The organism is Chryseobacterium sp. AG844, from assembly GCF_003182335.1.
Classification (GTDB): Bacteria; Bacteroidota; Bacteroidia; order Flavobacteriales; family Weeksellaceae; genus Chryseobacterium; species Chryseobacterium cupriresistens.
Genome location: NZ_QGTV01000006.1, coordinates 161,055 through 183,771, shown reverse-complemented (window position 1 = coordinate 183,771; position 22,717 = coordinate 161,055). Strand labels below are relative to the sequence as shown.

Here is a 22,717-nt window from a genome sequence, read left to right as displayed (position 1 = left end):
AACATAAAGAAATAATGATTCCGCGCAAGTTTAGAATTTTTAGAGAACAGGAATTATTTTTAGCGAAGAGATCCAGGTCTTGAATTTTTGTTTCTTTTGTTTTAAGACAAAAGAAAATAATCAAATAAAAAACGGTCCTTTCTTCATTTAGACACAAACAAATAGTTCTATTTACTACTCTAAAACTGACATTGGAACTCGCAGCGTTAAAAAAATAAGTCCTGTGAACGTTAAGAAAATTCTCCTGTCCGAAGCGCGAGCCCAATTCTGAACCGATTAAGAAATAATGATTCCGCGCAAGTTTAGAATTTTTAGAGAACAGGAATTATTTTTAGCGAAGAGATCCAGGTCTTGAATTTTTGTTTCTTTTGTTTTAAGACAAAAGAAAATAATCAAATAAAAAACGGTCCTTTCTTCATTTAGACACAAACAAATAGTTCTATTTACTACTCTAAAACTGACATTGGAACTCGCAGCGTCAAAAAAATAAGTCCTGTGAACGTTAAGAAAATTCTCCTGTCCGAAGCGCGAGCCCAATTCTGAACCGATTAAGAAATAATGATTTCGCGCAAGTTTAGAATTTTTAGAGAACAGGATTTATTTTTAGCGGAGAGCTCCAGGTCTTGAACTTTTGTTTCTTTTGTTTGACTACGTCGAATCTTCGATTTCAAGACAAAAGAAATTAAACATAAAAAAGCTGCTTCATCATGAAACAGCTTTTATATATTTAGTCTAATCTTATTTATCTCCCATCCTGAGCTCCAAACACCTTCTGCAAAATACTCGTAGTTCTCATGGCAGGTGTATTTCTGATCCCGCTTTCTTTATCTGCTACCATTTTGAAAAATCCATTGATAGTTTCTGTAGTAACATATTCATTAAGATCTGTGGTAACAGCCTGTCCGGTAAACGTATTATACTTTGAAATCAGGTTTTTCCAAAGCGTATCAGCACCTACCTTACCTAAAGAAGCTTTTACTTTAGGCTGAAAGACATTGAACAGCTGAGTCTGGGTTTTTCCCTGCAGATAGTTGGTTGCAGCATTATTACTGCCTAATAAAATGTTTTTAGCATCCGTAATCGTCATAGAAGTAATCGCGTTTGTAAAAATAGGAGCAGCCTCTGTTACGGCATCCTCAGCAGCTCTGTTTAATAATTTTACCCCTTCATCCGCAAGGCTTCCCATCCCGATTGAACGTAGGGTAGTATCAATTTTTCTTAATTTTTCAGGCATTAAAATCTTTACGGCTTCATTCTTGAAAAAACCATCGGTTACTGCCAGCTTTTTTACACCGTCCGTTACGCCCATACTTAAAGCTTCTTTTAATCCTGAGGAAATCTGACTGGAAGTGAGGTTTCCAATATTGGCCGAAGAATTACCGGAGGTGGTAGTGGTAGTCTTAGTAGAAGTTGCTGTACCATTATTTTTTACCGGAACATTAAGATCTACACCCGTTTTGTCTTTAACCGTAGATTTTATAATATCAAAAATTTGTGCATGAGCTGATAAAGAAAATAATAAAGCGGCTGCCAGAAAAATGTTTTTTTTCATCTTATTTTTTTACAAATTTAAACCTTTAATTTTTTTAAGTCGACTAAATTGAACAAAAAAACAAACCATAATAAACCGTATTTTATAGAATAATTTCTAGACAGAATGATTTAAAAGCTGTAAATACTTCATCTTATAGGGATCCCAACCCATAAGGTCTTTAATTTGTTTTTAAAAAGGCTCAAAGAGTTTTGAAAAATAATTATCTTAGCTCAAACCTTAACCCCATCTCATGATACGGACTTTTCTAGTACTCTTTGTATTGATTTCAAACATGATTTTTGCCCAAAATAAATTAAATCTAATTCCTTATCCTCAAAAAGTTCAACTTTTACAGGGAGAATTTGTAATCCCAAAAACTTTCGTATTAAGTGGTGATCTGCCAAAAGAGGAAACAGAATATTTCAAAAAGAGAATAGGTTCACAGGTAGAATTTCAATATGCTCAAAAGGGTGGTAATATTCATTTAACGAACTCTATAATTCCTCAGGCATCAGGAACAGATGCTGAACAGAAAAAGGAGTATTATTCATTAGAAATTTCTCCAAAACAGATCCATATAAAGTCTTACACTAAGCAAGGATACTTTCTGGCTCTTCAAACTTTGATCCAGCTTATTGAACAGTATAAAGAAGGAAAGAATATTCCGGCTATGAAAATCGAAGACCAGCCAAAGTTTGCATGGAGAGGAATGCACCTGGATGTCTGCCGCCACTTTTTCACAGTAGATGAAGTGAAGCAGTATATAGATTATCTGGCAATGTATAAACTGAATACCTTCCACTGGCATTTAACGGATGATCAGGGATGGAGAATTGAAATCAAAAAATATCCTAAGCTTACTCAGATCGGTTCAAAACGTAAAGAATCCATGATTGGGGCTTATGTGGATAATACTTTTGATGGAAAACCTTACGGTCCTTATTTTTATACACAGGAACAAATAAAAGACGTGGTGAAATATGCTCAGGATAGACATATTACCGTGGTTCCGGAAATTGAAATGCCTGGGCATGCATTGGCAGCATTATCGGCATATCCTGAACTGGCATGTACCAAAGGTCCTTTTGAACCTGCTACAAAATGGGGTGTTTTTGATGATGTTTTCTGCCCGAAAGATGAAACTTTTACGTTTCTTGAAAATGTTCTGGATGAGGTCATCAAATTATTCCCTTCCCGATACATTCATATTGGTGGTGATGAATGCCCGAAAACAAGATGGAAGGAATGTGCGCACTGCCAGGAACTGATTAAGAAAAATAATTTAAAAGATGAACATGGTTTGCAAAGCTATTTTATTCAACGGATTGAAAAATATGTCAACAGTAAAGGCCGAAAAATCATTGGCTGGGACGAGATTTTAGAAGGCGGATTAGCTCCCAACGCCGCTGTGATGAGCTGGACAGGCGTGAATGGAGGTATTGAAGCTGCAAAATCAAAACACTTTGCCGTAATGACTCCTGGTGCCTACTGTTATTTTGACCATTATCAGGGAGATCCACAGTCTGAACCTAATGCTTTTGGAGGATTTACGCCTTTGGAAAAAGTATATTCTTACAATCCTATTCCTTCCGAACTGAATGCAGAACAGAGTAAGTACATTATGGGAGTTCAGGCGAATCTGTGGACAGAATATATTTTAGATTTTAAGCAGGTACAGTACATGATTTTCCCAAGATTAATGGCACTTTCTGAAGTAGGGTGGGGAACATCAGATCCTAAAAAATATAAAGAATTTGAAAACAGAGTGATTAACCAGTTTAAAGTTCTGGATGGTATGAAGGTCAACTATGCCAGAAGCATTTATAACATCACCGGAAAAGTAATTCCTTCCAATAACGGAATTGCTTATGAACTGTCTACTTCGCAGAATTCAAACGGTATCCGATATACGCTGGATGGAACAAACCCTTCCATCAATTCTAAAACGTATCAGACGGCAGTTGAGATTCCTAATTCTTTAACTATTAAATCAGCTTATTTTGAAGAGGGGCAGTTGAAAAGTGCCGTGTCTACACAGCAATTTATCATTTCAAAGACTACCGGAAAAAAGATAACTTTAGAACAAAAACCTAGCGAAAACTATTCTTTTGGAGGTGCTTTCACCTTAGTAGATGGTATTATCGGAAATGTAAAACAGCTGGGTAAAACATGGCTGGGCTTTCAGGGTAACGATGTGGTGGCAACCATAGATTTTGGTCAGAAAACAGCTTTCTCAGAAGTGTATTTCAATACCCTTGAAAATAAAGGAAGTTGGATTCATCTGGCTAAGTCTGCAAAGATTTATGTTTCTGATGATAACACAAACTTTAAACTGATTAAAGAAATCGGAACCGCAGAAATTAAAAATACCAATGGAAAAATCAAACTGAATATAGGAATGCAGAACGCGAAATACCTGAAAGTAACTATTGAAAATGCAGGCATTATTCCGGCAGGAAATCCTGGTGCAGATTCCAAAGCATGGTTGTTTGTTGATGAAATTGGCGTAAATTAGAATAAAAAAATGCAGAACGACACGATACTTTCTTCAGAATTCTCATCATCACCAGAATTGGTAGAAAAGCTGTATCAATATGGTATAACGAAGAATTACCATCAAGGAGATATTATTCTAGATGAAAATGCTTCCATCCGTTCCATTCCTATTGTGATGAAAGGAATGCTGAAAGTGATCAGAACGGAAGAAGACGGGCGTGAAATTTTATTATACTACATCAAAGCCGGAGAAAGCTGTATCATGTCTTTTCTGGGTGGCATGCATAATGAAAAAAGCATTGTAAAAGCAGAGATAGAAGAGGATGCAGAAATACTTTTCTTACCCGTAGACAAAGTATCTTTATTCATCAAAGATCATCCGGAATGGCTGGATTATATCTTCAGACTGTATCATAAAAGATTTGAAGAGCTATTAGATATCATCAATGCCATCGCTTTCAAAAAAGTAGACGAAAGACTTCTCAACCTATTGCAGAAAAAATCTGAACTCACCGGCTCTGAAACGATTCATACCACTCATGAGCAGCTTGCCAATGAGCTGGGAACCGCAAGAGTAGTGGTGTCAAGACTTTTGAAGCAACTGGAAGAAGACGGAAAACTCATGTTAGGCAGAAATAAAATTACCCTCCTGAAAGCCCTGAACTCATAAATTCTCTCTCAATTTAATCAAAAATACTCATATTTCCCTTTCTTGGAAGGGTGGCAAAAGTTCAAAGAATTTTTGACGGGGTAGTTAAAGTCATTGCGAACCAAAGGTGAAGCAATCTCAAAGAAGCAGAATTACTCTAAATTCTTTGTGTCCTTTGTGAAATTATTCGTGTTTAAAAATCTCCTTATGTAACAAAAGTAGCTGTAGACTTTCATTCATATTCCCATTTTTGCATCAGAATTATTTGAATAGAAATGGAAATTATAGGATATACAGCGGCAGTTTTAATAGGTATTTCTCTGGGGTTAATCGGAGGAGGAGGAAGTATTCTCACGGTTCCTGTACTCGTTTATCTCTTTGGGATCGATGCTTTTCTGGCAACAGAATATTCCCTCTTTATAGTGGGGATGAGCAGTATTGCAGGTTCTGCATCGTATTTTAAAAAAGGACTGGTCAATTTTAAAATGGCGCTGGTGTTCGGAATACCTTCGGTAATCTCGATTTTTCTGACAAGACAATATATTCTTCCTCTGATTCCTGTAGAAATACTTCAAATACACGATTTTACCATTACCAGGAACATTTTTTTATTACTGGTTTTTGCCTGTTTGATGATTCTTGCTTCCTATAAAATGATTAAAAGCAATTCCTCAAAAGAAACTTTAGAAAACATTCAGGATGAAAATAATTTTTTTCTGGCAGTCGGACAGGGTTCAATAGTTGGTATTTTAACGGGACTGGTGGGAGCTGGAGGCGGTTTTATGATCATTCCGGCATTAGTGAATCTATTAAAAGTGCCCATGAAAACTGCAATAGGAACTTCCTTAATTATTATTTCTTTCAATTCTTTAATCGGTTTCCTCTCTTCAGTAAACCAGGTGAAAATAGAATGGAAACTGCTTGTTTCTATTACGGTGATTGCTGTTGCAGGAATTATAATGGGCTCAAAACTATCAAAAAGGATAGACGGTAAAAAGCTGAAACCAGCATTCGGATGGTTTATCCTGATCATGGGTATTTATATCATTACAAAAGAAATCTTCCTTTAATGTTCTTATGTAACAAAAGTAGCTGTACAGGAAAAAGCAAAGCAGGAAATTTGTATCAGATAACAGAATAAAGAATAAAAAATAAAATACAATGAAAATAGAACAGATTTATACAGGATGTCTTGCTCAGGGTGCTTACTATATTACCTCAGCCGGAGAAGCTGCTATTATTGATCCTTTAAGAGAAACACAGCCTTATATCAACAGACTGAAAGAATATGGAGTAAAATTGAAATACATCTTTGAAACCCATTTTCACGCAGATTTTGTCAGCGGACATCTGGATTTAAGCCATAAAACCGGAGCTCCGATTGTTTACGGGCCAACAGCCCATCCCGACTTTAATGCAGTTATTGCAGAAGATGAACAGATATTTGAACTAGGAGATGTTAAAATTAAAGTTCTTCATACACCGGGGCACACCCTTGAAAGTTCATGTTACCTTTTAATGGATGAAAATGGTGTTGAAAAGGCCCTTTTTAGTGGTGATACCTTATTCCTAGGGGATGTGGGGCGTCCTGATCTCGCACAGAAAGGAGCCAATATGACGCAGGAAGAGCTGGCGGGACTCTTATATGATAGTCTATACAATAAGATTTTGCCTTTAGATGATGATATTACGGTGTATCCAGCTCATGGAGCCGGTTCAGCCTGCGGTAAAAATATGCAGAAAGAAACCGTAGATACTCTGGGAAATCAAAAAAGAACCAATTATGCCCTGAATCAAAAGGACAGACAGAGCTTTATAAAAGAAGTAACGGATGGTCTTTTACCTCCACCGGCTTATTTCGGAATGAATGTGATGATGAATAAAAAAGGGTACAGCAGTTTTGATGAAGTACTTTCAAAAGGGTTGCACGCTCTTTCTCCTGAACAGTTTGAGGAAATTGCTGAAGCCTCAGGTGCTTTGATTTTAGATGTAAGATCCAATCGTGAATTTGCCAAAGATTTTATCCCGCAGTCCATCAATATAGGATTAGATGGTGATTTTGCCCCGTGGGTAGGCGCTTTAATTGCTGATGTCAACCAACCTATTCTGCTGGTCACTGAAAGAGGAGCTGAAGAAGAAGCGGTAACCCGGTTGAGCAGGGTAGGATTCGATCATATTTTAGGTTTTCTGGACGGAGGTTTTGAAAGCTGGAAAAAAAGCGGAAAGGAAACTGACTTTGTTAACCGTATCTCTGCAGACCAGTTTGAAACTGAAATCAAAGAGAAAGAAGCAAAAATCATTGATATAAGAAAAGAAAGCGAATACCATGCAGAACATATTCATGAGGCTTACAGCAAACCTCTGGCCTATATCAATGAATGGATTCATGAGATAGAGCCAGCAGAACATTTTTATATGCACTGTGGAAGCGGCTACAGAAGTACGATGGCAGCGAGTATCCTTCAGGCAAGAGGATATAGAAACTTTTCAGAAATTGAAGGAGGTTTTAAAGCAATTAGCTCCACAGAGATTCCTAAAAGTGATTTTGTATGTCAGACTAAAATTTTAAATAAATAGAAAAATGCTGGAGATTATAAAAGAACCGTGGCCGTGGTATATTGCCGGCCCGTTGATTGGGCTTACTGTGCCTGCCTTATTGATTATGGGAAATAAATCCTTTGGAATCAGTTCCTCACTAAGGCATATCTGTGCAGCCTGTGTTCCGGCCAATGTGAATTTTTTCAGATACGACTGGAAAAAAGAAGCCTGGAATTTATTTTTTGTCCTGGGAATCTTCTTCGGAGGATTGATTACATCCCAATTTTTGGTGAATCCCAATGAAATAACAGTGAATCCTGACCTGAAAGCAGAATTGGCAGGCTACGGAATTACAGATTACAGCAATCTGGTCCCGTTACAACTGATGAATTTCGAAAGCCTGTTGACCCTTAGAGGATTTATCATGATGGTTGCGGGAGGATTTTTGGTCGGCTTCGGAACAAGATATGCGGGCGGATGTACCAGCGGACATGCCATTATGGGACTTTCCAACCTGCAGTGGCCATCTCTGGTAGCAACAGTCTGTTTCATGATCGGTGGATTTTTAATGGCTAATCTTATTCTGCCTGCCATTCTATCCCTATAAGTAATTTAAAAAAGAGAAGTTTACATTATGAGCAAAGAAAAAGATATACGTCATCAGGATACTGTTTGTGTGAACGAAAGTGTCCTTACTCACCAATGGTATCACAACCTGAAATACCTTGCTGCCGGAATTATTTTTGGAATTATTTTCGTGAAAGCAGAGGTGATCAGCTGGTTCAGAATACAGGAAATGTTCCGCCTGCAGTCTTTCCATATGTACGGAATTATTGGAAGTGCTGTATTGGTGGGAATGATTTCAGTGTGGCTGATTAAAAAATTTAAAATAAAAACAATGTATGGGGAACCTATTACATTGACCCCTAAAAAGTTCAACAAAGGTCAGATCTACGGTGGATTGATTTTTGGTTTTGGCTGGGCGATAACCGGAGCCTGTCCGGGACCTCTTTTTGCTCAGATCGGGACGGGTGCTTTAGCCGTATCTGTTACCTTACTGAGCGCTATTGCCGGAACATGGGTATATGGATATTTCAGAGACAAACTGCCTCATTGATACCTTATAAATTATAAAAAAGACTGCAGATTATTTCTGCAGTCTCTCCAAGTATAAAAATTATGAATAAATAAAGTTCTCCGCACCTAAAGCCATATAAAGATTAATGCGCTCTATTCTGTACTGAAGTTCCAGATTGATGAGGTTCATTTCATTTTTCAAAAGATCTCTTTGTTTACGGATCAGTACAAAACTGTTGCTGGTACCGACCTTTATTTGTTTCTCGGTAAGAGAAATATTGTTTTTCAGCTCATTGACAGCATTGGTCGTATAAGCCATCTGTCTTTCAATAGATCGGAGATTAGCTAAAGATGATTCCACTTCGTTCAATGCATTCAGAACAGCTTTTGAATATTCTTCAACGACCTGTTTCTGCTGTGAGTTCTTTATTTCCACATTCTTTTTCAGCTTTCCACCGTTGAACAGGGGAGAAACCAATCCTCCGCCCACTTTTATTAAAGGGTTGGAAAATAAAGAATTAATAGATTCCACATTACTTCCGGCGCTACCCAGAGATGAGCTTATACTTAATGAAGGAAGTCTTGCCGCTTTAGCTTCCTGTACTTCATAAAAAGCCTTTTCGATCTGGAAATGACTCGCCTGTATGTCTGATCGGTTTTCAAGAAGTTCCAGAGGAAAAGATTCAGGAATACTGCTTTTTACAGAATTAAAGAAATTCTGGGTTGCCAGTTTTCCCTCCGGATACTTTCCGGTAAGAAGCTCCAGAGACCTTCTCGACTGCATATTGGCATTTTTAATCTTTTCAAGATAACCCTGCAGGGAAATAATTTCTGCAGAAATATTGGACACATCAATAGCATTTGCCGTTCCAACTTTCTTTTGAATGATGTAGAGTTTTTCCAGGTCTTTGGTCTTCTGAATATAGCTTTCAATCTTATTTTCCTGAATGTTTCCTGCAATATTCAGATAATAAGCTTTGGCAATCATCCCTGCAATAGATTGATGCAGCAGGGTATTCTGATGTTTTGCAGAAAAATAACTGCTGGTGCTGGCCATCTGTGAAGATTTATTTTTACCCCAAAGGTCAATTTCCCAGTTAGCTTTTAATGCAAGCCGCTGAACCTGGCTGCCGCTGACCAGATTATTCGAAGTGTTGGCCACAGCACTTACGCTCGGATAAAGGTCGCTTCCGGCAATTTCCATCGCCAGCTCAATCTGATTAAGCTTTTCTCTGGCAATAATAAGATCTGCATTGTATAACATTCCTTCTTTAACCAGGGCTTCCAGCTGTGAGGTCTTAAGATCATTGATCCAGTCGTAGGAAATTGATTTTGATCCAGCCTTTCTGTCAAAAATCCAGTCATCAGGAATTTGTATATGAGAAGCAATTTCACTCTTTTCTTTAAGCTGATCTATATTTTCCTTCGTAGCCTCTTTATAACCGATGCAGGAGCTTAAAGATCCAGCAAGTATGCTCACTAAAATTAACTTTTTATACATGTTAATGAAGTTTAGGAATCAGGAAGTTGATTTTGCTGTTGATACGCACCATTACTTTTCTGATAAGATGAAGAGGTTTAATATGATCAGAATAAATAACCGCAGTTCCTCTTGCTCCCACTGTAAGCTGTTTCTGATTATCTTCCAGTACAAATTTGGCAATAAGCTTTCCATCGGTTTCCGGCAATTGTCTTGCCGTATCAGGAAGTCCGGCTGTAGAACCATTTCCGCCCAGCATTCCTCCTGCATTATTCATGATCCCCTGGCTGGTAGCATCAATGACATATTCAAGTCTGGCTTTCACCACTTTTCCAGGTTCTGTTTTAAGAGCAAGCTCTACTTCATCTCCTTTTTTTACGGTTTCAAGCTCATTCTGAGCAAAAAATCCAATAACTGACTGCTGCTTCTGAATCAGAACAAATGCTGATTTGAAAGGCGCCATAATAGCTCCCTCATTCAGCTGCACATTCGGAATCACACCATCCGTAGGTGCCAGAACAACGGTTTGGGAGAGATTCCATTTGGCCTGTTCCAGCTTAGCCTGGATCTCAGACACTGATGAATTTTCTCCACCATAAGAAGCATTGGATTTTGTTTCCAAAGACTGCTGTTGTGACTGTGCAGCACTGATTCGGGATTGCAGATCACGTACATTGGTTATCGCCTGCTCAAGATCAAATTTGTTGGCAGCTCCAGCCTGTACAAGCTCCTGATATTGAGATACTCTTTTGTTGGCAAGATCAAGCTGAGACTGTAATGCAGAAATATTTTTTCTGGAGGCCGAAATGTCTGCATCATAAGAATGTACCGTGGCTTTCATACTGCTCAGTTTAGCTTCCAGTGATTTAATTTCCTGTAAATAAGGCTCCCTGTCGAGCATAAATAAAGTATCTCCCTTTTTTACTTCCTGGTTGGTACTCACATATACTTTTTTCACCTTTCCCAAAACCTGCGTAGTAATATCCACACTTCTGTTTCCCACCTTTACATCAGAGGTAATGGGGCAATAATAATTTAAACTTAATATCAAAGCGATAGATCCGAAAATAGGCAATGAATATACGATTACCTGTGTGGTAAATGTCCACGGGATCAATTTTAATTTTTTAATGAGAAGCCAGCAAATCCCGGCATATATTGCGACTAGTAATTCCAGCATGTCTTTTAATTTTCGATAGGTTTTAATTCTTCTTCAGGCAAATCTGTGTTGTCTTTCTCTCTTTCAGGAGCCGTCTGGTTTCCATAGTCATAGTTGGCCCAAATTAAGGCAACCGGCCATAAAAGACCGCCAAAGATCAGAGAAAGAAGACACATACTTTTGATAGCATTCAGCTGGGGATGGTTTTTCTTTTCTGCTACTTTTTCCGGGTAAATATGAACTTTCCAGAAGAGATAAATCCCTGCAATAGGCAATACAAATAAGATAAGCCAGGATGCTCCGTCGGCTATTTTGTCTTCAACATTGCCTGTAGAGGCCTGCACAAAATTGCATGCTAATAACAGGCAGAGAATGGTGGTTATTCTTTGCATAAATTAGTATAAAATGGTAATAAAATGTTGACTTAAGAAAATACAGATTCAGATCCCGATGAATATCCGGACAATCACATATTAATCCTGTTAAGATGTAAAGACTATTCTATAAGGTGGAATGCTTTGAAGATGATTATATTTTTTTTCATTTGGTTTTTTTAGTGGTGAAGAACAAGTTTTTGACCGGACAAAATTATACTGAATGCAACAATTAAAAATATTCTTAAGTTATTTTTTTCCTTGATTCTTTTTTTTATTGTCGCGGGCAGTAATACGGGAAAGGGAATTGGGAGTGATGCCCAGAAAATTAGCAATGTATTTTCTGTTGGCATTTTGACAGACAAACGGATGGCTGTTCAGAAAATCTTCATAACGGGAAAGCGGCGAGCTCCTGCAGAACTGCTCTGTGCGTGCTGATAAAATGCTGATAATCTGTTTCAACGATTTCAAATACAAATTGTAAATTCCTTTATGCTGAAAGGCAGTCTGCTCAAATTCACCTTTGTTAAAAAGAATAATCTGAGAATCAATCACGGCTTGTATAGTATACTTTTTAGTACCTTCAGCAGAATAAGATTCCGGACTCTCCAGAAAGGCAACCTCTTTTTCTGAGGGCAGAAAAGTATTAATTTCAACTCCATTTTCATCATCAAAGAAAAATCTCAAAAGACCATTGGTCAATATAAATAAATGGTTAAACGGCTGACCTGGCTCTAACAGTTTTTCTTTTTTCCGAAGAAGCTTAGGAGTACTGATGCTTGCAAGGACCTGGATTTCTTCATCCGATAATTCCTTAAAGCAATCCATTTTTCTAAAGGTTTTAAACATATATATTAATTAAAATAACCATTATAAAAATAATAAAAAATGGTAAAGAAAAATAGTGGGAAAACCATAAGATTTTCAACGGATTTTTTTAAGATATTTGCTTTGTATTAAATAATTCTTACATCCAATGAACAATAACCGAAGAAGTTTTATCAAAAAACTGGGAATTGCAACCGCAGCACTTACCATTAATCCTCTAGAACTAATGGCCGCAGAACGACCTGAAAGTAAAAAAATCATCAATAAACCTATCGTTCTTTCCACCTGGAATTTCGGATTAAAAGCCAACGAAGAAGCCTGGACCATCCTTGGAAAAGGAGGAAGAGCTTTGGATGCTGTAGAAAAAGGAGTCCGTCTTGTAGAATTAGATCCAAAAGAAAGAAGTGTAGGATATGGAGGACGTCCGGACAGAGACGGAAGGGTAACGCTGGATGCTTGTATCATGGATGAGAATTATAATATCGGTTCCGTAGCATGTCTGGAATATGTTAAAAATCCTATTTCTGTAGCCAGAGCTGTCATGGAAAAGACACCACACGTTATGCTGGTTGGGGACGGTGCATTGCAGTTTGCCCTTTCACAAGGTTTTAAAAAAGAGAATCTTCTTACTCCCGAATCGGAAAAAGAATGGAAAGAATGGTTAAAGACCAGCCAATACAAGCCCATTGCCAATATTGAAAACCATGATACCATCGGAATGATCGCTTTAGATGCACAGGGAAACCTTTCCGGAGCCTGTACCACCAGTGGAATGGCTTTCAAAATGCATGGAAGGGTAGGAGATTCGCCAATCATCGGAGCAGGTCTGTTTGTAGATAATGAAGTAGGTGCTGCTACAGCAACAGGTCATGGTGAAGAAGTCATAAGGACTGTAGGAACGCATCTTGTGGTTGAGCTGATGAGGCAGGGTAGAAATCCTCAGGAAGCCTGTAAAGAAGCTGTAGAGAGAATTGTAAAAATCAATCAGCGAAGAAATAAAAACCTTAAAGATATTCAGGTAGGGTTTATTGCCATCAATAAACAGGGAGAATATGGTTCTTACTGTATTCAGGACGGATTCAATTTTGCGGTGTACGATCAGAAAGGAAACCGCCTTGAAAAGCCTGAATTTGCTTTGAAATAATTAAAAATTCAATAGAAATGGGCTTCAGCCCATTTAAACAAATAAAAGATACCCATTGGCTTTAGCCAAAACATAAAACAAATATGAAAAGAACGATTATCGCTTCCTTGTTTATGATTATTGCTTGCAAGGAAGAAAAGAAGGAGATAAAAAAAGATGGTGAAATCCAGCCAATAAAAGAAAAAGTAGTTTTGCATAATGAGTCCAATGAGGCTGAAGAAGCCCAAAAATGGTTGGAAAAAAGTATTGTCGATTATTTTAAAGCCGATATCGGAAGTGAAGAAAAGAATATGCGGAAAATCACAACCAAAGACTACTTCGATTATAAAATGGATGCAATGAATGTTGACCTGGATGTAAGCGGAGGCCTTACTGAAAAAGAATTTCAGGATAAATGGAAAACCAGATTTGATGTAAGTAAAGCAGGTGTTGGAGCGGGCTTCCTGATTGCAGCACAGGATTGGGATAAAATTGAAGTTGGAAGCTGTGATTTAGAACTCTCCTCAACAGATGAATATCTCTTCAAGGTAGTGCTGACAGACAAAAATTTTAAAGCAGAATATCCGTCAGTAATAAAAGTAGTAAAAGAAAACGGTTCTTTTTTGATTGCAGATGTACTGCAGGACGAACCAAAATCAAATTAAATAGATACAATACAATGTCAAAAATAGAAATAGCTTGTTTTAATCCTGAATCAGCGATTATCGCTTTTGAAAACGGGGCAGACAGAATAGAATTATGTGATGGACTCAGTGAAGGCGGAACTACTCCGGATTTCGAAACGATGAAGAAGCTTCGTGAAAAAATTACAATCCCGATTTTTGTGATGATCCGTCCGAGAGGTGGAGATTTTACCTATTCTGATTCGGAATTTGAGCAGATGAAAAATGATTTGGTTCATTTAAAATCTTTACATGCAGATGGTTTTGTATTCGGGATCCTGGATGAAAATGATGAGATTAATATAGAGCAGAATAAAGTTTTAGTCGAATTGGCAAAACCGCTTCCATGTACTTTTCACCGTGCTTTTGATCGTGCTGCAAGTCTGGAAGAATCTCTGGAAAAAGTAATCGAATGTGGTTTTACAACCATTCTTACCTCCGGTCAGAAACCCAATGTATCTGAAGGAAAAGAGAATCTGAAAAAGCTTGTTGAATTATCCAACGGAAGAATAGAAATCCTTGTCGGAGGAGGTCTGCGTTCATCTAATATTGAAGAGATTAGAGCATTTACCCATGCGGGTTACTTCCATTCTTCAGCCATTACGGATGGTGGGGCTTTTGCCAATGCGGATGAAGTGGTTGCATTGAAGAATAAATAATATGCACTCAGTTTGTCATTCCAAGCGTAGCGGGAATCTAACCAATGAAAATAGAGATTCCTTCGTTCCTCGGAATGACAAAATCACTGGTATGATAACGACTCAAAATAAATTTATTGATGAATAGAACGACCCTTTTTGCTTTCCTTTTTATGCAGAATATCCTTTCCGCACAGTTTTCACAAAGAAGCTTGTCTTCGGAGAACTGGCAGTTTAAAAATTCAAAAGACTCAAACTGGTTTCCTGCGAAAGTTCCGGGAACCGTTCATTTGGATTTAATGGATAATAAGATCATTCCTGATCCTTTTAAGGATGAAAATGAAAAGAAAGTACAATGGGTTGAAAATGAAGACTGGGACTACCAGACCTCATTTACTATTTCACCTCATGAACTAAAGAACGAAAACATTGATCTGGTTTTTAATGGATTGGATACATTTTCTGAAATTTATCTTAACGGTCAGCTGCTGAAGAAAACAGATAATATGTTCCGTAAATGGAATATTCCTGCAAAACAATATTTAAAACCGGGTCATAATACATTGCAGATTAAGTTTACATCCGCTGTGAATACCGGAAAGGAATTAGCGAAAAAAATTCCGTTCACTATGCCGGAATCACCAAGAAGTTTTGTGAGAAAAGCACAATACCAGTTTGGATGGGATTGGGGACCAAGGCTGGTTACTGCAGGAATATGGAAAGATGTTCAGCTGGAATTCTGGAATAATGCTAAAATTATTACGGTTAAGGATATTCAGAAAAGAGTTTCCGGCACTTCTGATAATTTGCGCTTTGATGTTGAAATTTATGCTCAAAATGCCGGAGATTATACCTTGGATCTTAATAAAACTCATCAAAAAATATCTTTAAAAAAAGGGATTAATAAGATATCGGTTCCTTATGAAACAAAAGGGATGAAGCTCTGGCAGCCTAACGGGCGTGGTGAAGCTCATCTTTATGATTTTGAAGTGAAGCTTTCCAAAGATCAGAGAAATATTGATGCTAAAAATATCAGGATAGGCTTAAGGACCGTTGAATTGATTCAGGAAAAAGACGAAAAGGGAAAATCATTCTATTTTAAAGTGAATGGGGAACCACTGTATATCAAAGGAACCAACTGGATTCCGGGAGATAGTTTCTCACCCAGAATGACCAAAGAAAAGTATCGGAAGCTGATCAGGGATACCAAAGATGCCCATATGAATATGATCCGTATCTGGGGCGGAGGTATTTATGAAGATGATGAATTTTACAAAGCCTGTGATGAAAACGGAATCCTGGTGTGGCAGGATTTTATGTTTGCGGGAAGCTTTTATCCGGCAGATGAAGCGTTTTTAAACAATGTAAAAGAAGAAGTAAAAGACCAGGTCAACAGACTTCAGAATCATCCGTCCATTGCTTTGTGGTGCGGGAACAATGAAATTGATGAAGCGATTGTCAACTGGGGATATCAGAAACAGTTCAACTATTCAAAAAGCGATTCATTGCAGGTTTGGAAAGATTATAAGAAGCTGTTTCATGAGGTAATTCCTAATGCATTGGCAGAAAATCTGAAATCGGATAAAAATATATATTGGCCAAGTTCTCCCTCCATTGGTTGGGGACATAAAGAAAGTCTTACCGAAGGAGATTCTCATTACTGGGGCGTTTGGTGGGGTGAGCAGCCTTTTGAAATTTACAACGAAAAAGTAGGGCGTTTCATGTCTGAATATGGCTTTCAGGGTACACCTAGCCTTGAAACGACAAAATCAATGTTCTCCGGAACTCCGGATTTAAACCTTCAGAATCCAACGATAAAAGCTCATGAAAAGCACGCCCGTGGCTGGGACATCATTAATGAATATCTGAAGCGTGATTACAAAATTCCAACGGACTTTGTACAATACAACTATCTTTCACAGCTCTTGCAGGCAAGAGGAATGCAGATTGCTATTGAAGCTCACCGCCGTGCAAAACCTTATAATATGGGAACGCTGTATTGGCAGCTGAATGATTGCTGGCCGGTGGTTTCCTGGTCTTCCATTGATTATCTTGGAAACTGGAAAGCCTTCCATTATCAGGCGAAAAGAAGCTTTGAACCTGTTTTGGTATCAATAGCGGAAACCGAAAAAAGCTATGATGTCTATCTGATAAGCGATCTCCTGAAAGAACTGAAAGCAGAGACAAAATTTGAATTGATTGATTTCAAAGGAAAAATACTTTGGAAAGCCAGTCAGTCAAATCTTATTAATGCTGATGTAAGCAAGAAAATACGAACTATCAGTAAATTGGAATTGTCTCACTTTGATTTGTCCGCAGCTGTTTTAAAAATCAGTTCCGAAAAGGACACAAAATTCGAAAAGCTGTTCTTCTTTAGTAAACCAAAAGATCTGAAACTCTTACAACCTGATATTAAAATCAGAAAAATATTACCCACTGAAATTGAAATTTCAACAGATACGCTTGCTAAGGACATTTATTTAATCGGCGATACTCACTTCAGCGATAATTTCTTTGACCTGCTTCCAGGAACTTCAAAAAAAATTACCCTTTCAAAACCTTTGGAAAATATAGAGGTGATGAGCCTTTGGGATGTGATGAAGGAGTAATGGTCAATTGTAATTGATAATAAGAAAAAAACTCTTAAAAAGTCAGTCGTCAACTTTAAACCTTGACAAGGGTTATAAATTTCCGGCAGGTAGATCTCCAAACCTTATAGGTTTTGAAAACCTATAAGGTTTAATACTGGAAAGTTTTATTAGAAATTCCACCGAAAAAAATATAAATTTTACCCTTCCAACTCAAAAATCAGCCGTAAATTTGCCTCATATTTTATTACAGTTATGGTAAATTTTGTTCTGATTGCAGTGTGTATCATTGCAGGAATGATATTCAAAGCAACAAAATCTATCCACCCCGATGCTCACAAAGGCATCAATACCTGGATTCTTTATCTTGCTCTTCCGGCAGTTTCGTTTAAATATCTGCCCAAAGTAAAATGGACAACAGAAATGCTGTTCCCGATTGCAGCCACATTTTTAATTTCTGTGTTCTGTTTCTTTTTTATGATGTTTTACAGTAAGAGCAGGGGATATTCAAGGCGTTCCAGAAGTACATTAGAATTGGCAAGCGGATATAGTAATACTTCGTTCATCGGATTTCCATTAATCAGTGCTTTTTATGGGGAAGGGCTTTTGAGTATTGCAATCATCTGTGACCAGACGATGTTCTTTGCCCTTTCAACCCTGGGAATTATTGCTGCAGTAAAAGGGGGAAGTAAATCAGGAAAGGTGAGCGCGGCATTTATTTTAAAGAGATTAATAACATTTCCACCATTAATTGGCTGTATTTCTGCTTTGGTATTGTCTCAGTTCATTGACTTTACCGTTGCAGAACCATTTTTTGATAAGCTGGCAGCAACGGTAAGTCCGTTAGCTCTGTTTTCAGTCGGGTTACAGCTGAAATTCAATGGATGGAAAAAGCTGATCCCTCAGATGTCTATGTCGATGCTTTATAAATTGATTCTGGCACCCGCAATTGTTCTGGGAATGGCTTTGTTATTCGGAATAAAAGGAGATGTGGCAAAAATTACAGTATTTGAAGCAGCAATGCCAACCTTGGTTACCTCAAGTATCATTGCAGAACAGTTCAGGCTGAATACAAAATTGACCAACCTGATCATCGGAGTCAGTATCATTGTAGGATTTATTACGTCTGCATTCTGGTATCAGATTACAGAACTTCTTTTTTAGTCATTCATGAATCCTTTCTTCGATCCTTTCTGAATTTGTGTTGTTCTTTTATCCACACGCTTTGTCATTCCGCAGGAATCCAGCCTGTCATATCATTATTTTTGATCAATGTAATTCTAGACATTAAAAAATATCTGAATGGGTTACATTCCTACGGAATGGACAAAAATAAGGAGAAAGTAAAGAATAGAATGCAGTTTCAGGTTCTTGGTTAAAGATTACTAAAGAATCTCCACAAAGTTGCAGTTCTCTCAGGAAAATTCTAATTTTACACTTTAAATATTTCCCTTGCAATACGCTCAAATTATTTTACCCCTCAACCTGAAAGGATCTTTCACTTATAAAGTTCCTCAGGAAATGATGTCTGAAATCCAGCCCGGAATGCGTGTTCTGGTACCATTTGGTGGAAAAAAGATCTATACGGGAATCGTGTTTGAGCTTCATGATAATGCACCGGAAAATTTTGTGGCCAAAGAAGTCATCAGCATGCTGGATGATCAGCCGATTCTTCCTCAGGAACAGATTGATTTCTGGAACTGGCTTTCGAAATACTATTTGTGCAGCCTCGGAGAAATTTACAGGTTTTCGTTTCCTTCTTCTTTAAAACTGGAAAGTGAAACCTATTTAAAACTAAAACCAGGAGCCATTATAGATTTTGAAAATCTGGATGTTAACGAAATGTATCTGGTTCAGGCACTGGAAGTACGGCAGTTGATTAATCTTACAGATATTGAAGCTTTTATTCCTAAAAAAGATATCATCAGAACCATCAATTCTCTGATTGATCTTCAGTACATTGAAATTGATGAGAAAATTGCTGAAAAGTATAAAGCCAGAGAAGTTGCTTATGTGAGAATTAATGATGAGGTTCTGGCCAATCAAAATCTTACGGATATTCTTTTAAAACTGAACAGAGCGCAGAAACAGAAAGATCTTTTCCTTCTTATATTGGAAAAACAGACGGAACATCCTGACGTTCCTATCAAAAAATCTGAACTGTTTGAAGACGGTTACTTCGGAAGTTCCCACTTCAAACCTTTGGCAGACAAAGGTCTTGTGGAGGAATACTTTATGCAGAAAGACAGGATTGAAAGCTATGAAGGAGAAATCGAGGAGCTTGAAGAACTTTCCGAACAGCAGAAAACAGCAAAATCTGAAATTGATGAAGCTTTTGAAGAAGGGAAGAATGTTCTGCTTCATGGCGTTACTTCATCTGGGAAAACCCATATTTATTTAGAAAAAATTGATGAATGCATCCGTGACGGAAAGAATGTTTTGTTTTTGCTTCCGGAAATTTCGCTTACCAAACAGATCACCCAAAGATTAGAGAAGAAGTATGGAAGGCAGCTCGGTTTTTATCACCAGAAACTGACTGATTTTGAAAGAGTGGAAGTATGGAGAAGAATTAAGCAAAACGACATCCGCATTCTGATCGGAACCCGTAATGCTTTGTTTTTACCTTACCGGAACCTGGGCCTTATCGTAGTAGATGAGGAACATGATTCTGCGTACAGACCAAGAGAGGTTTCTCCTTATTTTAATGCTAAAGATGCGTCTATGGTGTTAGGAAAGATGTATAAAGCCGGAGTCATTCTGGGATCGGCTACCCCATCAGTCGAAAGCTACTACAGTGCCCGGAAAGATAAAATGAAATATGTTTTTCTGAATGAAAGATTCGGGAATGTTAATTTGCCGGAATACGAACTGATCAATTTCAAAGAAGCTCAGGAATCTAAAAAGGTTTCTGGAAATTTCTCGCTGAAGCTTATTGATGAGATAAAGAAAACGGTGGATGAAAAGAACCAGGCGATTGTCCTTCACAACCGCCGTGGTTATTCCAATGTCATAGAATGTGAAAGCTGTGGCTATGTGAACTACTGTTCCAATTGTGATGTGGTCATGACGTATCACAAAGCGGCAAATGAAATGAAATGCCACTATTGCGGGCAAAGAGCTTCAAAACCGAAAACCTGCCCGAAATGCAATTCTGAAAAGCTGAACGAAAGAGGAGTGGGTGTAGAGCAGATTCACGAAGAAGTTTCCAGGCTGTTTCCGGAAAATGAGGTGGACAGGATGGATGTGGACTCTATGCGTAAGAAATTTGCTTACGAAAAACTCTATGAAAAGATTGAAGACGGAGAAACGGATATTATTGTAGGAACCCAAATGATTTCTAAGGGACTGGATTTTGATCATATTGAACTCGTTACCATCCCAAAAGCAGACTCCTTATTATATGTACAGGATTTCAGAGCGGAAGAAAGAGCGTATCAACTGATCACGCAGGTTTCAGGAAGGGCCGGAAGGGTTTCAGGAAAAGGGAGGATCCTTATTCAGACCTTTAATCCTGATCATTCTGTATTTCAGCTCATCAAGATGAATAATCCTGCCAAGATCTATAAATATATCCTTACAGAACGTCAGAAGTTCCATTATCCGCCTTTCACCAAGCTGATTATGATTGAATTGAAACACAGAAGAGAGGATAAAGCTGACCGGGCATCACAGTTTCTGGGTTCTATTCTCAGAAAATACCTTCCTGAAGAATGTGTTTTAGGTCCGGAAAGAGCACAGATTGCAAAACTGAATAACTTCTATCAGTTCCAGATTATGCTGAAGCTTCCCCGTGGGAAAAATTATGAAAAATTCAAAAATATGGTTTTGATAAGTTTGAAAGAATTTGATGAAATCACTGCATATCAAAGCATTAAAAAAGATGTTTTTGTTGATTTTTAACAATTTTTAACAAACTTTACACTCTTTTATAACGGGGCGGTGGTCCGTTATATAACAATAATTTCTACTTTTGGACGTTGATTAAGTGTTTGGCTCTTTTACTGAATGATTTAACCTTTCATTTTTTATAGAGTCAAAACTACAGAACAAAAAGAAGATAGATGGTAAATTTCAGAAAATATATTTCAAGTGCGGCGGTGTTGGCTTCTGGTCTTTTCCTGGCTCAATCTACCGTTTCTACCGTTCTTTATTCCCAGAATTATGACAATCAGAAAAGCAGTTTAAACCTGCCTTCACCCGTTAGTACGATAGTGGAGAAAACTGTTTTGTCAGCAAAAGAACTGGTAGACATTAATGTAAACACAATGATGGCGGATCCTGTGCTGAAAAATGCAACCTGGGGATTCGTAGTGTATGACCCGAAAACGAAGAAGGTTATCTCTTCGTACAACGAAAATACTCCTTTAGTACCTGCTTCTACAACCAAATTGCTGACAACGGAAACGGCTTTAAATATGCTGGGTGAAAACTACCGTTGGATGACTCAGCTGGAGTACTCAGGAACTATAGATGAAAACGGAGTGTTGAATGGAAATCTTTATGTAATAGGAAGCGGAGACCCTTCTTTGGGAACAAACAAAGCAGGTGCAGCATCTTATAGAGATATTATTTCAGATTTCTTAGGCGGTGTTTCAAGAGAGGGAATCAAAAAGGTAAATGGTGATATTATCATTCAGACAGCGCTTTTCAAAGGCAATATTTCAGTGCTTCCGGAAAATGTTGTATGGTTGGAAAACAATAACTATTATTTACCTGCAGGAAGTACCCGCGATATCAACCCGGCCAACGAAAAACTGATCGTTAAAAAAGGTGGTTTCTCTACAGAAAAGAAATTTTTCTACGTTTCTCCTTACAATCATCAGATGGTATATGCTGATAAATATGAAGGAAACGGAGTTTTAACAACCAAGCTTCCTGATGCACCGGCTTATCTTGCCAACTCTTTCAGAACAACACTGGTGAAAAGCGGAATTCCTGTTACCGGAAAAGTAACTCCGAAAATGACAGATGCAGCCCCTGAAAACAGAAAAATGCTTTCAGCGTATAAATCACCTACTTTAAGTGATATTATTTATTATACCAACCAGCACAGTGATAACTCACTGGCAGAAGCTTTGCTGAGAACCGTAGGATATCAGAAAATGGGAGATCAGACTTCAGAATCCGGAAGAATCGTGGTGACTAATCACCTGAAAGATGCAGGTTTTGATATGGTTGGACTTAATTACATTGATGGGAGCGGGCTTTCAAGAAGTAATAATGTAACCCCGATTTCTCAGGTGAAATTTCTTACTTCTCTGATGGATCAGAAATACTACAGATCTTATCTGACTTCTTTGCCTATCGGAGGACAATCCGGAACATTGAAAAGAATGTTCAATGCAGGAGGTAACGGACAGGTTTTTGCGAAAACAGGAACTTTGAACAAAGTAAAAACATTAGCTGGTTATCTGAAAACCAATTCAGGAAAAACGTTGGTTTTTTCTTTAATGGTGAATAACTATTCCGGATCAGTAGATATGGTAAAAAAGAGGATGGAAAAGATTCTTGAACCCGCACTGGATTTGTAAAATTTTTTTATTTTATATA

Annotated in this window: 18 protein-coding genes; 13 read left to right on the top strand and 5 right to left on the bottom strand. The window is 37.8% G+C overall.

Features of this window, described 5'->3' with window-relative positions:
* Positions 1–742: 742 nt before the first annotated feature.
* Positions 743–1,552 (bottom strand): DUF4197 domain-containing protein, encoded by an 810-nt coding sequence (locus DEU40_RS08685; protein WP_110009480.1) that lies wholly within the window; start codon positions 1,550–1,552, stop codon positions 743–745.
* A gap of 274 nt (positions 1,553–1,826) precedes the next feature.
* Between DEU40_RS08685 and DEU40_RS08680 the strand changes: the two genes are divergently transcribed.
* The 6 genes from DEU40_RS08680 (at position 1,827) to DEU40_RS08655 (ending at position 8,334) form a co-directional block, all read left to right on the top strand.
* Positions 1,827–4,049 (top strand): family 20 glycosylhydrolase, encoded by a 2,223-nt coding sequence (locus DEU40_RS08680; protein WP_317047524.1) that lies wholly within the window; start codon positions 1,827–1,829, stop codon positions 4,047–4,049.
* Between the two features lie 9 nt (positions 4,050–4,058).
* Positions 4,059–4,700, top strand: coding sequence for a Crp/Fnr family transcriptional regulator (locus tag DEU40_RS08675; RefSeq protein ID WP_110009478.1), 642 nt, complete (start codon positions 4,059–4,061; stop codon positions 4,698–4,700).
* Positions 4,701–4,954: 254 nt separating this feature from the next.
* The gene (locus tag DEU40_RS08670; RefSeq protein WP_110009477.1) at positions 4,955–5,749 is read left to right on the top strand and encodes a sulfite exporter TauE/SafE family protein; all 795 of its coding nucleotides are present in this window, start codon (positions 4,955–4,957) and stop codon (positions 5,747–5,749) included.
* 91 nt (positions 5,750–5,840) lie between these two features.
* A complete protein-coding gene (locus DEU40_RS08665; protein ID WP_110009476.1) occupies positions 5,841–7,256 on the top strand; it encodes an MBL fold metallo-hydrolase in 1,416 nt (471 codons plus the stop codon).
* 4 nt (positions 7,257–7,260) lie between these two features.
* A complete protein-coding gene (locus tag DEU40_RS08660) occupies positions 7,261–7,824 on the top strand; it encodes a YeeE/YedE family protein (RefSeq protein ID WP_110009475.1) in 564 nt (187 codons plus the stop codon).
* A gap of 27 nt (positions 7,825–7,851) precedes the next feature.
* Positions 7,852–8,334, top strand: a complete 483-nt coding sequence (locus DEU40_RS08655; protein WP_110009474.1) for a DUF6691 family protein — start codon at positions 7,852–7,854, stop codon at positions 8,332–8,334.
* 60 nt (positions 8,335–8,394) lie between these two features.
* Here DEU40_RS08655 and DEU40_RS08650 read toward each other — a convergent pair whose 3' ends face one another.
* The 4 genes from DEU40_RS08650 to DEU40_RS08635 all read right to left on the bottom strand — a co-directional run bounded on the left by DEU40_RS08650 (position 8,395) and on the right by DEU40_RS08635 (position 12,135).
* Positions 8,395–9,774: a TolC family protein gene (locus DEU40_RS08650; RefSeq protein WP_228406471.1), complete on the bottom strand. Its 1,380-nt coding sequence runs from the start codon at positions 9,772–9,774 to the stop codon at positions 8,395–8,397.
* A gap of 22 nt (positions 9,775–9,796) precedes the next feature.
* Complete coding sequence (locus DEU40_RS08645) at positions 9,797–10,954, bottom strand: HlyD family secretion protein (RefSeq protein ID WP_110009472.1); 1,158 nt, start codon at positions 10,952–10,954, stop codon at positions 9,797–9,799.
* 5 nt (positions 10,955–10,959) lie between these two features.
* The gene (locus DEU40_RS08640) at positions 10,960–11,325 is read right to left on the bottom strand and encodes a DUF3302 domain-containing protein (protein WP_062671030.1); all 366 of its coding nucleotides are present in this window, start codon (positions 11,323–11,325) and stop codon (positions 10,960–10,962) included.
* A gap of 231 nt (positions 11,326–11,556) precedes the next feature.
* Entirely contained in the window at positions 11,557–12,135 is a 579-nt protein-coding gene (locus DEU40_RS08635; RefSeq protein WP_227943543.1) for a Crp/Fnr family transcriptional regulator, read from the bottom strand.
* Positions 12,136–12,283: 148 nt separating this feature from the next.
* Here DEU40_RS08635 and DEU40_RS08630 point away from each other — a divergent pair, with 148 nt between their 5' ends.
* From DEU40_RS08630 to dacB, 7 genes are all read left to right on the top strand, one after another.
* The gene (locus tag DEU40_RS08630; protein WP_110009470.1) at positions 12,284–13,279 is read left to right on the top strand and encodes an isoaspartyl peptidase/L-asparaginase family protein; all 996 of its coding nucleotides are present in this window, start codon (positions 12,284–12,286) and stop codon (positions 13,277–13,279) included.
* Positions 13,280–13,362: 83 nt separating this feature from the next.
* Positions 13,363–13,923 carry a hypothetical protein gene (locus tag DEU40_RS08625; protein WP_110009469.1) on the top strand — a complete coding sequence of 187 codons (561 nt, stop codon included), beginning with the start codon at positions 13,363–13,365 and terminating at the stop codon, positions 13,921–13,923.
* Positions 13,924–13,937: 14 nt separating this feature from the next.
* The gene (locus DEU40_RS08620) at positions 13,938–14,600 is read left to right on the top strand and encodes a copper homeostasis protein CutC (protein WP_110009468.1); all 663 of its coding nucleotides are present in this window, start codon (positions 13,938–13,940) and stop codon (positions 14,598–14,600) included.
* A gap of 119 nt (positions 14,601–14,719) precedes the next feature.
* A complete protein-coding gene (locus tag DEU40_RS08615) occupies positions 14,720–17,188 on the top strand; it encodes a beta-mannosidase (protein WP_110009467.1) in 2,469 nt (822 codons plus the stop codon).
* A gap of 234 nt (positions 17,189–17,422) precedes the next feature.
* Entirely contained in the window at positions 17,423–18,331 is a 909-nt protein-coding gene (locus DEU40_RS08610; RefSeq protein ID WP_110009466.1) for an AEC family transporter, read from the top strand.
* Between the two features lie 288 nt (positions 18,332–18,619).
* Positions 18,620–21,067: a primosomal protein N' gene (gene priA / locus DEU40_RS08605; protein ID WP_110009465.1), complete on the top strand. Its 2,448-nt coding sequence runs from the start codon at positions 18,620–18,622 to the stop codon at positions 21,065–21,067.
* A 161-nt stretch (positions 21,068–21,228) separates the two neighbouring features.
* Complete coding sequence (gene dacB / locus DEU40_RS08600; RefSeq protein ID WP_110009464.1) at positions 21,229–22,698, top strand: D-alanyl-D-alanine carboxypeptidase/D-alanyl-D-alanine-endopeptidase; 1,470 nt, start codon at positions 21,229–21,231, stop codon at positions 22,696–22,698.
* Positions 22,699–22,717 lie beyond the last annotated feature (19 nt).

Bases quoted from the DNA above. Each gene is read 5' to 3' on its own strand.
- DEU40_RS08685 (WP_110009480.1), bottom strand. From the start codon at position 1,552: ATGAAAAAAAACATTTTTCTGGCAGCCGCTTTATTATTTTCTTTATCA.
- DEU40_RS08680 (WP_317047524.1), top strand. From the start codon at position 1,827: ATGATTTTTGCCCAAAATAAATTAAATCTAATTCCTTATCCTCAAAAA.
- DEU40_RS08675 (WP_110009478.1), top strand. From the start codon at position 4,059: ATGCAGAACGACACGATACTTTCTTCAGAATTCTCATCATCACCAGAA.
- DEU40_RS08670 (WP_110009477.1), top strand. From the start codon at position 4,955: ATGGAAATTATAGGATATACAGCGGCAGTTTTAATAGGTATTTCTCTG.
- DEU40_RS08665 (WP_110009476.1), top strand. From the start codon at position 5,841: ATGAAAATAGAACAGATTTATACAGGATGTCTTGCTCAGGGTGCTTAC.
- DEU40_RS08660 (WP_110009475.1), top strand. From the start codon at position 7,261: ATGCTGGAGATTATAAAAGAACCGTGGCCGTGGTATATTGCCGGCCCG.
- DEU40_RS08655 (WP_110009474.1), top strand. From the start codon at position 7,852: ATGAGCAAAGAAAAAGATATACGTCATCAGGATACTGTTTGTGTGAAC.
- DEU40_RS08645 (WP_110009472.1), bottom strand. From the start codon at position 10,954: ATGCTGGAATTACTAGTCGCAATATATGCCGGGATTTGCTGGCTTCTC.
- DEU40_RS08640 (WP_062671030.1), bottom strand. From the start codon at position 11,325: ATGCAAAGAATAACCACCATTCTCTGCCTGTTATTAGCATGCAATTTT.
- DEU40_RS08635 (WP_227943543.1), bottom strand. From the start codon at position 12,135: ATGGATTGCTTTAAGGAATTATCGGATGAAGAAATCCAGGTCCTTGCA.
- DEU40_RS08630 (WP_110009470.1), top strand. From the start codon at position 12,284: ATGAACAATAACCGAAGAAGTTTTATCAAAAAACTGGGAATTGCAACC.
- DEU40_RS08625 (WP_110009469.1), top strand. From the start codon at position 13,363: ATGAAAAGAACGATTATCGCTTCCTTGTTTATGATTATTGCTTGCAAG.
- DEU40_RS08620 (WP_110009468.1), top strand. From the start codon at position 13,938: ATGTCAAAAATAGAAATAGCTTGTTTTAATCCTGAATCAGCGATTATC.
- DEU40_RS08615 (WP_110009467.1), top strand. From the start codon at position 14,720: ATGAATAGAACGACCCTTTTTGCTTTCCTTTTTATGCAGAATATCCTT.
- DEU40_RS08610 (WP_110009466.1), top strand. From the start codon at position 17,423: ATGGTAAATTTTGTTCTGATTGCAGTGTGTATCATTGCAGGAATGATA.
- dacB (WP_110009464.1), top strand. From the start codon at position 21,229: ATGGTAAATTTCAGAAAATATATTTCAAGTGCGGCGGTGTTGGCTTCT.